The following is an 11,135-nucleotide window of genomic DNA, read 5'->3' as shown; positions in this document are numbered from 1 at the left end:
GTTCCGGGTCTTGAATTCCATTGGAGAACTATCATGGGCGCTGCCACTGTTGCCGTGACCGATTCCACCTTCGACAAGGAAGTCCGCCAGTCCGACGTGCCGGTCGTGGTCGATTTCTGGGCGGAATGGTGCGGCCCCTGCCGTCAGATCGGCCCGGCTCTGGAAGAGCTGGCCGCCGAATACGGCGGTAAGGTCAAGATCGTGAAGGTCAATGTCGACGAGAACCCCGACAGCCCGGCGGCTTTGGGCGTGCGCGGCATCCCCTCGCTGTTCCTGTTCAAGAACGGCCAGGTGGCCTCGAACAAGGTCGGCGCCGCTCCCAAGGCTGCGCTGAAGAACTGGATCGACTCGGCCATCTAAGGGCTGGATCTTGCGGAAAAGGCGCCCTTCGCGGGGCGCCTTTTTCATTTGGAACCCGGTTTGGGCTCTGCGACGGGCCAGCCCAAAGCCCGCAGCCGCCAGAGGATGCCGCGCGGGTGATCATCCCAAGCGCAAAGCGATTGGTGGCGCAGATACCAAAACAGGTAGCGGCCGAAGTCCTGGGGCTTTTCGGCCTCGGCAAAGGCCCTTTGCACCCCGTCGCGCGGCACCGAGGCCGCGACATGGTGCCAATCGATCCGCGCCCAAAGCATCGCGGGCTTGTCCAGGAGAAAGCCCTTGAAGGCGACCGTCGAATTTTGCGTGACCACCAGCGCGGCCCCGGCCAGAAGCGCATCGCTGGCGGGCTCCACCGAGAGCCTGGGATAGCTCCGCGCCAGGCCCTGCAGCGCCTCGGTCTCGTCCTCGCCATAGGCCTCGGAGGGATGGGTCGTGGCGATCACCTTCCGGTCGGGCCAGTGGCGCAGGGTCTCGTCCAGCATGACCAGCGGGCTGGCCGACTGGAAGGACCGCGTCTCGGTCAGCTTGCCTTGCAGGGGGGCAAGGATGTGGCGGCCCTCCTGCGGTGCCAGGCCCTTCAGCACATGCTTGCGCCAGTTGGCGAGAAAGGTGTCGATGCGCTCTTGCGGGACATCCTGAGGGGTATAGTCGAGGCTCGCCGTCTCCCAGTCCCAGCGGCGGTTGGTGGGCTGGATCTGCCAGAAGGGCTCGAACCCTGCCGGGCGGAGCGTCAGGCAGCGCGGGCCCTCGGGTTCGTTGTTGACCACCATGTGATAGCCGTCGCGGTGGGGGATATCGGGGCGCTCGGCCTCGGGGCAGATCGTGACCTGCCAGCCCGCGCCCTGGACGGCGGCGATGACACGGGCGGGCATGGTGTTCTCACGCCTTGCCAGGCGGGCACGAGCCGGCGGCTTGAGGTAGAAATAGAGCCGCATCCCCGCCTCCCGGTTGCCGTTGGCCTTCGCCTTCCGCATATAGGAAGTCATAGCAGGAGGCGGCAATATGGCAGACGACAAGTTTCCCGGGTGGCATGGCACGACGATCCTTGCGGTGCGCAAGGGGGGTGAGGTCGTGGTGGCGGGCGATGGCCAGGTGAGCTTGGGCCAGACGGTGATCAAGGGCACGGCGCGCAAGGTGCGGCGGATCGGGTCGGGCGTGGTCTGCGGCTTTGCGGGATCGACGGCGGATGCCTTTACGCTCTTGGAACGGCTGGAGAAGAAGCTCGAAGGCTCCGTCCCCTTGGCGCGGGCCTGCGTCGAGCTCGCCAAGGACTGGCGAATGGACAAGTACTTGCGGAACCTGGAGGCCATGCTGATCGTGACCGATGGGGAGGGGCTTTACGTCCTGACCGGGGCGGGCGACGTGCTGGAGCCGGAGAATGACGTGGCCGCCATCGGCTCGGGCGGGAATTACGCGCTCGCGGCGGCGCGGGCCTTGATGGACAGCGACCTGCCGGCCGAGGCCGTGGCGCGCAAGGCCATGGCGATTGCGGCGGATATCTGCGTCTATACCAATGGCAACCTGACCGTGGAGCGGATCAGCGCCTGAGGCCTTTCTGCGCCTCCATATAGGCCCGCAGGACCGCGTTGATCCGGGTCTGATAGCCCTTGCCCTGGTCTTTGAAGAAGTCGATCAGGTCCTTGTCGAGACGGATCGACAAGGCCTGCTTCGGCTCCGGCGTGACGATGCGAGCCGTGGCCCAGTCGACCTCGATGTCGTCGGGATCAGGGCCGGGATCGGGGGCCGTGGCAAGACGATCCCAATCTGTCTGGCCCTTAGCCTTGCGGATCTCCTCGATCGTATAGCGCTTGATAGTGTTCTCGTTCATTTGTCCTGGCCGCCCTGGCGGTTATGATCCGGATCGTGTCGCCGCGCATCGTAAAGACCACACAGATGATCCGGCCTCCCAAAGGTGCGATGGCGTATCGGCGTTCTTCGACCTCGCTGCGTGCGGCCACTTCGAGATAGGGGCCCAAAAAGATTTCGGCAGCGTCACGAAAGTCGATCCCGTGCTTCTCAAGCGCCTTGAGGCGCTTGGTTTCGTCCCATTCGAACATTGATAGGTTCCTTTAACCTTCCTGCGCCTGTCATTCCTGCCTCCTTTTTTATCGCTGGTACTCCCAGCTCTTGGGTTATGCGAAAGGCTATCACTTGTATATACACCACGTCAATACAAATCTCGCCCTTGGCCTTTCCTCCTCTGCCCCTTACATCTGGACCTCTGGAGGTGACCCATGACCGACCTGACCCCGCGCGAGATTGTCAGCGAATTGGACCGTTTCATCATCGGCCAGGCGGCGGCCAAGCGAGCCGTCGCGGTGGCTTTGCGCAACCGGTGGCGGCGTAAGCGGCTGGGGGATGATCTGCGCGATGAGGTCTATCCCAAGAACATCCTGATGATCGGGCCGACCGGGGTGGGCAAGACCGAGATTGCCCGCAGGTTGGCGCGGTTGGCGAAGGCTCCGTTTCTGAAGGTCGAGGCGACGAAGTTCACCGAAGTGGGCTATGTCGGCCGCGATGTCGACAGCATCATCCGCGACCTGGTCGATGTGGCCATCGTCGACACGCGCGCCCGGATGCGGGATGAGGTGCGCGCCCGGGCCCAGGCGGCAGCGGAGGAGCGTGTGATCGAGGCGCTCGCCGGCAAGGAGGCGCGCGAGCAGACCCGCGAGATGTTCCGGGGGAAACTGCGGCGGGGCGAGCTCGACGACAAGGAAATCGAGGTCGAGGTCGAAGAAGCCGCTCCGGTCATGATGCCGGGGGCGGAGCAGATGCAGGGGCTTCAGGACCTCTTCAAGGCCTTTGGCGGGCGGACCAAGCGGAAGAAGGTCAGGGTGGCGGACAGTTACGACCTCCTGCTGGGGCAGGAGGCCGACAAGCTCCTGGATGACGAGGCGGTGAAGGCCGCCGCCTTGGATGCGGTGCAGAATGGCGGGATCGTCTTCCTGGACGAGATCGACAAGATCTGCGCCGGGGCGGAGCGGCGGGGGGCGGATGTCTCGCGCGAGGGGGTGCAGCGCGACCTGCTGCCCTTGATCGAGGGGACGACGGTTTCGACCAAGCATGGGCCTGTGAAGACCGATCATATCCTGTTCATCGCCTCCGGAGCCTTTCACATCGCCAAACCCTCGGACCTTTTGCCGGAGCTTCAGGGGCGTCTGCCGATAAGGGTGGAGCTGCAACCCCTGACCGAGGGCGATTTCGTCCGCATCCTGACCGAGACGGAGAACGCTCTGACACGGCAGTACAAAGCGCTGCTGGCGACCGAGGATGTGACGGTGACCTTCACCGAAAGCGGCATCGCGGCCCTGGCCTCGATTGCGGCCGAGGTCAACCGCAGCGTCGAGAACATCGGCGCCCGCAGGCTTTACACGGTGATGGAGCGGGTCTTCGAAGAGATCAGTTTCAGCGCACCCGACCGCTCGGGCGAGGAAATTACCGTCGATTCCGCCTTTGTCGAGACACATATCGGCGCGCTCGCCCGGTCTACGGATATCAGCCGCTATGTTCTATAGGCTCCTCCTCATCCTGGTTCTGGCCTCGTGCACGCCAAGGGGCGAGCTCGGGTTCTCGCCCTCTCCTTCCCCCAGCCGGGCGATCTATGTCGGCACGACGCGCAGCTTCGATGCGAATGGCGATCCGACCAGCTTCGACCGCAGCGGCACCCTGGGGCTGGCGCGCTATGACGTGGCGGTCCCGCCCGAGCATTTGCCGGGAGAGATCACCTACGGTCAGGACCCGTTGAAGGACTTCGTGGTGACCGGAAAGCGTCACTATGACAGCGGTTCGGCCTTTCGCGGCGATCTGGCGGCGGCCTTGGCGCGGTCGAATGGCGAGGCCATGGTCTTTGTCCATGGCTATAACACCAACTTCGCCGAGGGGCTGTATCGCATGACCCAGCTCGGGCATGACTTCAAGATCCCGGCGACCCTGGTCAGCTATTCCTGGCCCTCACGCGGGACGGTGGCGGGCTATGCCTATGACCGCGATTCCGCGCTTTTTGCCCGGGATGGGTTGGAGAGCCTCTTGCAAGAGCTGCGACAGGCCGGGGCCAGGCGCATCGTCATCGTGGCGCATTCGATGGGCACCTCGATCGCGGTCGAGGTCCTGCGGCAGCTCTCCATCGCGGGGGACCGCGCGACGCTGGACCGGGTGAGCGGGGTGATGCTGATCTCGCCGGACCTGGATGTCGATGTCTTCCGCAGCCTGGCCGAGCGGATCGGGCGCCTGCCGCAGCCCTTCATCATCTTCACCTCGCAAAAGGACAAGGCCTTGCGGCTGTCGGGCCTGATCAGCGGCGAAAGGGCGCGGCTGGGGAACCTTCAGGACGTCTCGGAGGTCGCGGATCTGAAGGTGACGCTGGTCGATATCGGCGCCTTCAATGCCGGGGATGGGCATTTCAACCTGGGCAACTCGCCCGCGCTGATCTCGCTTTTGAACCAGACGGGGGCGGTCCAGGCGCTGGTGGAAAGCGACGGAGCCTCGGCGGGGCTTTTGCCCATGGTGGTGCTGTCGGTGCGGAATGTGACGCAGGTGATCCTGCGGCCGGTCATCCAGTAGTCAGCGTTTCCGAAGATAGACGTAATAGGCGCCGCCGCCGCCGTGTTTCAGATGCGCCTCGCGCACTTGCAGCACGGCGGGGCCAAGGGGCGCCATGTGCAGCCAATGCGGGACCTGGTGGCGCAACACGCCCATGCGCTGCGGGATCGGGCCGTGGTCCGGCCCCTGCTTGCCCTTGCCGGTGATCACCAGCACCAGCCGCAGCCCCGCCGTCTGGGCGTTGAGGATGAAGCGGATCAGCTCGGGATGGGCCTCGGCGAGCGTCATGCCATGCAGGTCGATCCGCGCCTCGGGGTCGAGCTTGCCGCGCGTCATCTGGGAATGCTTCTTGGCATCCATCTGGACGGGCGCCTGGGCGAGGTGTTCGGCCGGGGTCAGGGGCTCCCAGGGTTTGGGCTTGGCGGGCTTGGCCTTTTCGCCCAGGCGGAAGGCCTCGAAGAGGGTCTTCGGCGCGCGGGGCTGGATCGGCTCGGGCAGGGGCTTGGTCTTTGGGGCGAAGATCTTCGCCATCTTCTCGGCGCGGATATGGGTCTCGGCCCGCTGGATCGTGCGGGCGACCTGGGACCAGAGGTCCTTTTCGTCGTCAGAGAGGGCGCGGCGCTTCATTCGTCGGGTGCAAGCGCGAAGGCGCGGTCGATGGGGAGGAGCATGACCAGCCGCCCGCCGTCCTTGACCGTGCCCGCGGCGAGGCCCGCCGCGTGACCCGAGCCGAAGAAGATATCGGCGCGTTGGGCGCCCTTGATGGCGCCTCCGGTGTCCTGGGCGATCATCAGGCGGTTCAGGGGGTCGGCGCCGGATTTCTCGATCCAGACCGGGGTGCCCAGAGGGACGAAGGCGGGGTCCACGGCGACCGAGCGCATGGCGGTGATCGACCGGCCCATGGCGCCGATGGGGCCTTGGTCGTCGGTCAGGCCGAGCTTGCGGAAGAAGATATAGGACGGGTTCTGGTTCAAGACCTGCGCCCCGGCCTGGGGATTGGCGCGAACCCAGGCCGCGATGCTTTGCGCCGAAAGGTTGTGCTGCGACAGGGCCCCCCGCGCCACCAGGACCGAGCCGATGGAGCGGTAGGCATGGCCGTTGCGCCCGGCATAACCCACCCGCAACATCGTGCCATCCGGCATCTGGATCCGGCCAGAGCCTTGGATATGCAGGAAAAACACATCGACCGGGTCGTCGAGCCAGGCGATCTCCAGCCCGCGCCCCCTCAGGATGCCGCTTTCGATAGTCGCGCGGTCATACCAGGTCATGCCGTCGCGCAGCTCGGGCGGGCGGCGGTAGATCGGCCATTGAAACCGCGCCGTCCGCACCGGGGAGCCCTGAAGCACCGGCTCGTAATAGCCGGTGAACAGAGCCGGCGGATGACCCAAAAGCACCGGCCGGAACAGCAGTTCGAAGAAGTCGCGCGCCGCCGTTGGGTTTGGGTCCACCGTGGCGGCCAGCTTGCAGATCGGCGCCCAGTCGGGCTGATCCAGCATGTCACAGGTTTTCAGGAATGTCTCGAAGGCTTCCAGGTGGTTGTCGGCGTCCCAATCGGGAAGCTCGGCGAAATCAAGCACTTGCGCCGGGGCCGCCATCAGCGACCCCAGCCAGAGGAAGAAAGCCGCAAGCGAGACACGCATGGCCTCAGTCGCTGATGGCGACGAGTTGCCAGTTCGGATCGCCCGCCCCCATGGTCCGCGCAAAGGCCCAAACCTCGCGCTGGCGCTGGATCGCCGTGGCATTGCCCTCGATCACCTTGCCCTCGGCATCCTTCACCGCGCGGATCACCTCTCCGGTGAAGCGGATCGAGATTTCGGCGCGCTTGCTGGCGCGGTCGAAGGTGGCCTCGGTCATCGCCAGCTCGCGGATGCCCATGAAGGAGGAGGTCACGGTCAGCCCGCGCGCCATGCGGTCGGCGACGGAGGCGTCGAAGCCCGCCTCGACCTCGGGGCCGATGAAGGGGCGGATGCGGTCGATCTCGGCCTTGTCATAGGCCATGAGGATCATCTCATAGGCGCCGCGCGCGCCCTTCAGGAACTCGGTCACGTTGAACGAGGGCTCGACGCCCTTCATCGCGGCCAGGGCGGAGCGGCTGGCCCCGTCGGGGGCGTGGTCCGAGATATCCTCGTCCAGGCTGCCGTCAACCACGGTCTCGGCCATGGACCGCGCGACCGGCGTGGTGGCCGTGGGTTCAAAGCCGTCGCGGGTGCCCAGCACCGAGCGCAACTTGATGATCAGGAAGACAGCGATGCCCGCGAGGACGAGAAGCTGGATCGAGACGGTCGTCATGTGGAACCCATACCTATGGCGAAGGCCGATTGAGATGCATATGTAAGGACTGGTGGGCCCCAAGTCCACCTTTGGCGCCACAGCTTTTTGCGGGATGGGAAAAATGCGCGTGATCTTGGGGCTTCTGGCCTGGTCTCTGGTGGAAATCGGGCTTTTCGTCGTGATCGGCGGGGCCATCGGGGTTTGGGCGACCTGGGGCGTGGTCCTGGGCTCGGGCGTGCTGGGCGTCCTGATGATCCGGGGGGCGATGCCCGCCGGCCGGTCCAAGGTGATCAGGGTCGAGGATGTCGCGGGGCCGCTCGCGCACAGCATCCTGCGCGGGTTGGCCGGGGTGCTTCTGATCCTGCCGGGCTTCCTGACCGACCTCATTGGCCTTTGCCTGCTGATCCCCGCGATCCGCGAAGTGATCATCGCCCGGATCAGGCAGCGTTTTCCGCTCCGCACCTCGGGTTTCCAGGCGGCGCAGGACGACATCATCGACGGCGAGGCCATCGAGATCGAAGCCTCACGGCTTGAGAAGCCTTCGGGATGGACCAAGCCGTGATGCCCTGCTAGACCTGTTGCAGGATTTTGGAGGGTCATATGGCCGAGGAAAATGGTGCGGCTCAGCCGCAAGTGAAAATGCAGGTTCTGGCGCAGTTCATCCGCGACCTGTCCTTTGAGAATAACGTGGCGCTGAAGGGGCTGACCGGCACCGAGATGCAGCCCGAGGTGCAGGTGGGCGTCAACCTCGACGCCAAGGCCCGCAGCCAGCCCAATACCTTCGAGGTGAACGCCAAGTTCAAGGTCACCTCGGTGAACAAGGTCAACGGCGACACGCTGTTCCTGTGCGAGCTGGATTACGGCGGCATCTTCCTGATCGAGGGCGTGCCGCAAGAGCAGCTGCACCCCTTCCTCTTGATCGAATGCCCGCGCCTGATGTTCCCCTATATCCGCCGGATCATCTCGGATGTGACGCATGACGGCGGCTTCCCGCCCCTGAACATCGACAACGTGGATTTCCTGGCCTTGTATCGCCAAGAGATCGCCCGTCGTCAGGCTGCTGCCCAGGCCGTGGCCAACTAAGCGCTTCCATCCCCGCGTTTCACGTGAAACGCGGGGCTTTTCATTGCCGTTTCGCCCAGATCGAGGCCTCGCCCAGCTTGGCGGTAAAGGCCTTGTGAGCCTCCAGCTCCGCGTCGGTCAGGCGCGAGGGCAGGGGGGTCGGTCGCGGCGCGGCCCGGGTGCTTTGCGTGGTGCGCGGCCCGGTCTGGGTGGTCGTGGCAGCCAGGGCAAAGTCCGGTTGACGGCCACCGATCAGCTCCAGGTAGACTTCGGCCAGAAGCTCGCTGTCCAACAGCGCGCCGTGCTTTTCGCGGCCCGAGTTGTCGACGCCGAAGCGGCGGCAGAGCGCGTCCAAGGAGGCCGGAGAGCCCGGGAACTTCTTGCGCGCCATGGCCACGGTGTCGGTGGCCTGGGTCATCGGCAAAAGCGGCAGGCCAACCGCCTGAAGTTCGGCGTTCAGGAACTTCATGTCGAAGCTGGCGTTGTGGATGATCAGTTGCGCATCGCCGATGAAGGCCAGGAAATCGCGGGCCACGCTGCGAAAGACCGGCTTGTCGCGCAGGAAGTCGTCGCCCAGACCATGGACCTCGAAGGCCTCTTTCGGCATGGCACGTTCGGGGTTGATATATTGGTGATAGGTCCGGCCCGTGGGCATGTGGTTCAAAAGCTCGACCGCGCCGATTTCGACGATGCGATGACCTTCCGAGGGTTCGAAGCCGGTGGTTTCGGTGTCGAGAACGATTTCACGCATGGCGGCCTCGGATATGGGCGATCAGGGCCTGAACATAGGCGCGGGTCGAGGCCAGGTCGAGCGTTTCGACGATATGGGTGGCGAGGGCGCGCTTTTCGGCGTCCGGCATCTGGCGGGCACGGATCAGGTCGAACTGCTCTTCCGTCATCGTGCCGCGCGCGAGGACCCTGTGGCGTTGCAGGTCGGCGGGTGCGGTGACGAGAAGGGTGGCATCCATCTCGGCCTGGGTGCCCTTCTCGAAGAGGAGCGGAATATCGAAAACCGCTATATCAGTGACGGTTTCAGCAAGGAAAGCCGCACGATCCTGCGAGACCAGGGGATGGACCAGGGCCTCGATCTGCGCCAGGGCGGCAGGGTCTTGGGCGATCAGCGCGCGCAAGGCGGCGCGGTCGATGCCATCCGGTGCAACCTGGGGAAAAAGCGCACGCAGGGGGGCAACGGCGGCGCCTCCGGGGGCGTAGAGGCGATGCACGGCGGCATCGGCATCCCAGACCAGGATTCCGGAATCGGCGAAGAAGCCCGCCGTGGTGGATTTGCCCATACCGATGGAGCCCGTCAGACCCAGCCGGAAGGTCATGCTTTCAGAACCGCGTCACGCAGCGCCTCATCGACCTCGGGGCGCTTGCCGAACCAGCGCTCGAAGCCCGGAGCGGCCTGGTGCAGCAGCATCCCCAGCCCATCGACGACATGGGCGCCGCGCTCTTGCGCCTCGATCAGGAATTGCGTCATCAGCGGCGTATAGACGAGATCTGTGGCCACCGCCCCCCGCTCCAGCTCCTCAAGCGGCAGGCGCAGGTCGGGCTTGCCGGTCATGCCCAGCGACGTCGAGTTGATGACCAGGCCCGCGCCCCGCAGCATCTCACCGGCATGGACCCAATCATGCACCACCAGCTTGGCACCGAAGTCGGAGCGCAGTTGCTCGGCCCGCAGCCGGGTGCGGTTGGCGATGCGGATTTCCGGGACGCCCACCTCGATCAGCGCGGCGATCACGGCCCGGGCCGCACCACCGGCACCAAAGAGCGCCACCGGGGCATTGGGGGCCCAATGCGGCGCATATTGGCGCAGGTTGGCCATGAAGCCCGCGCCATCGGTGTTATCGGCATGGACCTTGCCATCCTTGCGGAAAATCAAGGTATTGGCCGCACCGATCAGGGCCGCGCGATCGGTGACCACATCGGCCAGCGCCAGGACTTTCTCCTTGTGCGGGATCGTCACGTTGATCCCGACGAAGCCCAGGCGCGGCAGCATCTTCAGCGCCTCGGCCAGGTCCTGGGGGGCGATGTCCATGGGAATGTAATGCCCCTTGATCCCATAACGTCGCAGCCAATGACCATGCAGCGCCGGAGAGCGGCTGTGCGCGATGGGATGGCCGATGACGCCAGCCAGTGGAATTCGGGGCAACTCGGTCACGATGGGATGAAACCTCGCAGGGACAGGTAGTTCAACAGGGGCAGAAGCGGCAGGCCCAGGATGGTAAAGTAGTCGCCTTCGATCTGGCTGAAAAGCCGCACGCCCTCGGATTCCAGTTGATAAGCCCCGACGGAATGCGAAATCGCGGGCCAGTTGCGGGCGACATAGCCCTCCAGCCAGTCCGGGGTTGGCGTGACCATGGTCAGGCGCGCGACGCCGACATGCCGCCAGATCGGCTTCATATCGTGATACAGCACAAGCGCGGAGAGGAGCTGGTGGGTCTTGCCGCTGAGTTCATCCAGTTGAACGCGGGCTTCCTGCGGACTGCCGGGCTTGGCGAAGATCCTGGGCCCAAGCGCCAGGACCTGGTCGCAGCCGAGGACAAGGCTGCCGGGGTGTTTTGTCGCCAGTTTCAAGGCCTTGGCCTCGGCCAGCGCATCGGCCACGTCGCGGGGCGTGGCGCCCTCGGCCTGAAGGCTTTCGCGCAGGGCTTCCTCGTCGATGCGGGCCGGATGGGCTTCGACAGCGAGGCCTGCATTGCGCAGAAGCGTCAGGCGGATTTCACTTTGCGAGGCTAGCAGCAGCATGGGGCACCTGTGGGTAAGTCCTTGCAAAATGCCGCTTTGTTCCGGCCAAGGAAAGGGGGGATAGCAGCCAACCGCGAAAACCGAGGCAAGCGGGGCCGTGAACGAAAAGGCACTTTCCCCATGTGCAGGAGTTTCGG

The 11,135-nt window shown here is 65.0% G+C and carries 16 protein-coding genes; 6 read left to right on the top strand and 10 right to left on the bottom strand.

The window, feature by feature from the left end:
* The first annotated feature begins 33 nt into the window (after positions 1–33).
* Complete coding sequence (trxA, locus tag GV832_RS04415; RefSeq protein ID WP_168773621.1) at positions 34–360, top strand: thioredoxin; 327 nt, start codon at positions 34–36, stop codon at positions 358–360.
* A gap of 44 nt (positions 361–404) precedes the next feature.
* Here trxA and GV832_RS04410 read toward each other — a convergent pair whose 3' ends face one another.
* Positions 405–1,352, bottom strand: a complete 948-nt coding sequence (locus GV832_RS04410; protein WP_168773620.1) for a hypothetical protein — start codon at positions 1,350–1,352, stop codon at positions 405–407.
* A 28-nt stretch (positions 1,353–1,380) separates the two neighbouring features.
* On the opposite strand from GV832_RS04410, the gene hslV reads away from it, so the two are divergent.
* Positions 1,381–1,926, top strand: coding sequence for an ATP-dependent protease subunit HslV (hslV, locus tag GV832_RS04405; protein WP_168773619.1), 546 nt, complete (start codon positions 1,381–1,383; stop codon positions 1,924–1,926).
* On the opposite strand, the gene GV832_RS22295 is transcribed toward hslV, so the two are convergent.
* Both GV832_RS22295 and GV832_RS04395 read right to left on the bottom strand, forming a co-directional pair.
* Positions 1,916–2,206, bottom strand: coding sequence for a BrnA antitoxin family protein (locus GV832_RS22295; protein WP_168773618.1), 291 nt, complete (start codon positions 2,204–2,206; stop codon positions 1,916–1,918). The two genes, hslV and GV832_RS22295, sit on opposite strands and share 11 nt — an antisense overlap.
* Positions 2,154–2,435: a BrnT family toxin gene (locus GV832_RS04395; RefSeq protein ID WP_168773617.1), complete on the bottom strand. Its 282-nt coding sequence runs from the start codon at positions 2,433–2,435 to the stop codon at positions 2,154–2,156. Before GV832_RS04395 ends, GV832_RS22295 begins: the two co-directional genes overlap by 53 nt.
* Positions 2,436–2,612: 177 nt before the next feature.
* Here GV832_RS04395 and hslU point away from each other — a divergent pair, with 177 nt between their 5' ends.
* Positions 2,613–3,893 (top strand): ATP-dependent protease ATPase subunit HslU, encoded by a 1,281-nt coding sequence (hslU, locus tag GV832_RS04390; RefSeq protein ID WP_168773616.1) that lies wholly within the window; start codon positions 2,613–2,615, stop codon positions 3,891–3,893.
* Positions 3,883–4,938 carry an alpha/beta hydrolase gene (locus tag GV832_RS04385; protein WP_168773615.1) on the top strand — a complete coding sequence of 352 codons (1,056 nt, stop codon included), beginning with the start codon at positions 3,883–3,885 and terminating at the stop codon, positions 4,936–4,938. Before hslU ends, GV832_RS04385 begins: the two co-directional genes overlap by 11 nt.
* Here GV832_RS04385 and GV832_RS04380 read toward each other — a convergent pair whose 3' ends face one another.
* The 3 genes from GV832_RS04380 to GV832_RS04370 are packed head-to-tail and all read right to left on the bottom strand — an operon-like array spanning position 4,939 to position 7,206.
* On the bottom strand, positions 4,939–5,544 hold the full coding sequence (locus GV832_RS04380) for a Smr/MutS family protein (protein ID WP_168773614.1): 606 nt from the start codon (positions 5,542–5,544) through the stop codon (positions 4,939–4,941).
* Complete coding sequence (gene mltA, locus GV832_RS04375; protein WP_168773613.1) at positions 5,541–6,557, bottom strand: murein transglycosylase A; 1,017 nt, start codon at positions 6,555–6,557, stop codon at positions 5,541–5,543. Before mltA ends, GV832_RS04380 begins: the two co-directional genes overlap by 4 nt.
* Positions 6,558–6,561: 4 nt before the next feature.
* On the bottom strand, positions 6,562–7,206 hold the full coding sequence (locus GV832_RS04370) for a Tim44/TimA family putative adaptor protein (RefSeq protein WP_168773612.1): 645 nt from the start codon (positions 7,204–7,206) through the stop codon (positions 6,562–6,564).
* A gap of 103 nt (positions 7,207–7,309) precedes the next feature.
* Between GV832_RS04370 and GV832_RS04365 the strand changes: the two genes are divergently transcribed.
* Together GV832_RS04365 and secB are read left to right on the top strand one after the other, a co-directional pair.
* On the top strand, positions 7,310–7,750 hold the full coding sequence (locus GV832_RS04365; protein ID WP_168773611.1) for an FxsA family protein: 441 nt from the start codon (positions 7,310–7,312) through the stop codon (positions 7,748–7,750).
* 38 nt (positions 7,751–7,788) lie between these two features.
* The gene (gene secB / locus GV832_RS04360) at positions 7,789–8,271 is read left to right on the top strand and encodes a protein-export chaperone SecB (RefSeq protein ID WP_168773610.1); all 483 of its coding nucleotides are present in this window, start codon (positions 7,789–7,791) and stop codon (positions 8,269–8,271) included.
* A gap of 40 nt (positions 8,272–8,311) precedes the next feature.
* On the opposite strand, the gene dnaQ is transcribed toward secB, so the two are convergent.
* Genes dnaQ through GV832_RS04340 form a run of 4 tightly spaced genes read right to left on the bottom strand, consistent with a single transcriptional unit; the run spans position 8,312 to position 10,998 of the window.
* Positions 8,312–9,001: a DNA polymerase III subunit epsilon gene (dnaQ, locus tag GV832_RS04355; RefSeq protein WP_168773609.1), complete on the bottom strand. Its 690-nt coding sequence runs from the start codon at positions 8,999–9,001 to the stop codon at positions 8,312–8,314.
* Positions 8,994–9,578: a dephospho-CoA kinase gene (gene coaE, locus GV832_RS04350; RefSeq protein ID WP_168773608.1), complete on the bottom strand. Its 585-nt coding sequence runs from the start codon at positions 9,576–9,578 to the stop codon at positions 8,994–8,996. The genes dnaQ and coaE overlap by 8 nt, the downstream gene beginning before the upstream one ends.
* A complete protein-coding gene (locus tag GV832_RS04345; protein WP_168773607.1) occupies positions 9,575–10,411 on the bottom strand; it encodes a shikimate dehydrogenase in 837 nt (278 codons plus the stop codon). The genes coaE and GV832_RS04345 overlap by 4 nt, the downstream gene beginning before the upstream one ends.
* Entirely contained in the window at positions 10,408–10,998 is a 591-nt protein-coding gene (locus GV832_RS04340; RefSeq protein ID WP_168773606.1) for a Maf family protein, read from the bottom strand. Before GV832_RS04340 ends, GV832_RS04345 begins: the two co-directional genes overlap by 4 nt.
* Positions 10,999–11,135: the final 137 nt, after the last annotated feature.

This window comes from Stagnihabitans tardus, assembly GCF_009925085.1.
Classification (GTDB): Bacteria; Pseudomonadota; Alphaproteobacteria; order Rhodobacterales; family Rhodobacteraceae; genus Stagnihabitans; species Stagnihabitans tardus.
The sequence above is the reverse complement of the archived record's forward strand: the minus strand, read 5'-3'. Positions and strand labels throughout refer to the sequence as shown.

Coding starts and splice junctions, on each gene's coding strand:
- trxA (WP_168773621.1), top strand. CDS start 34: ATGGGCGCTGCCACTGTTGCCGTGACCGATTCCACCTTCGACAAGGAA.
- GV832_RS04410 (WP_168773620.1), bottom strand. CDS start 1,352: ATGCGGAAGGCGAAGGCCAACGGCAACCGGGAGGCGGGGATGCGGCTC.
- hslV (WP_168773619.1), top strand. CDS start 1,381: ATGGCAGACGACAAGTTTCCCGGGTGGCATGGCACGACGATCCTTGCG.
- GV832_RS22295 (WP_168773618.1), bottom strand. CDS start 2,206: ATGAACGAGAACACTATCAAGCGCTATACGATCGAGGAGATCCGCAAG.
- GV832_RS04395 (WP_168773617.1), bottom strand. CDS start 2,435: ATGTTCGAATGGGACGAAACCAAGCGCCTCAAGGCGCTTGAGAAGCAC.
- hslU (WP_168773616.1), top strand. CDS start 2,613: ATGACCGACCTGACCCCGCGCGAGATTGTCAGCGAATTGGACCGTTTC.
- GV832_RS04385 (WP_168773615.1), top strand. CDS start 3,883: ATGTTCTATAGGCTCCTCCTCATCCTGGTTCTGGCCTCGTGCACGCCA.
- GV832_RS04380 (WP_168773614.1), bottom strand. CDS start 5,544: ATGAAGCGCCGCGCCCTCTCTGACGACGAAAAGGACCTCTGGTCCCAG.
- mltA (WP_168773613.1), bottom strand. CDS start 6,557: ATGCGTGTCTCGCTTGCGGCTTTCTTCCTCTGGCTGGGGTCGCTGATG.
- GV832_RS04370 (WP_168773612.1), bottom strand. CDS start 7,206: ATGACGACCGTCTCGATCCAGCTTCTCGTCCTCGCGGGCATCGCTGTC.
- GV832_RS04365 (WP_168773611.1), top strand. CDS start 7,310: ATGCGCGTGATCTTGGGGCTTCTGGCCTGGTCTCTGGTGGAAATCGGG.
- secB (WP_168773610.1), top strand. CDS start 7,789: ATGGCCGAGGAAAATGGTGCGGCTCAGCCGCAAGTGAAAATGCAGGTT.
- dnaQ (WP_168773609.1), bottom strand. CDS start 9,001: ATGCGTGAAATCGTTCTCGACACCGAAACCACCGGCTTCGAACCCTCG.
- coaE (WP_168773608.1), bottom strand. CDS start 9,578: ATGACCTTCCGGCTGGGTCTGACGGGCTCCATCGGTATGGGCAAATCC.
- GV832_RS04340 (WP_168773606.1), bottom strand. CDS start 10,998: ATGCTGCTGCTAGCCTCGCAAAGTGAAATCCGCCTGACGCTTCTGCGC.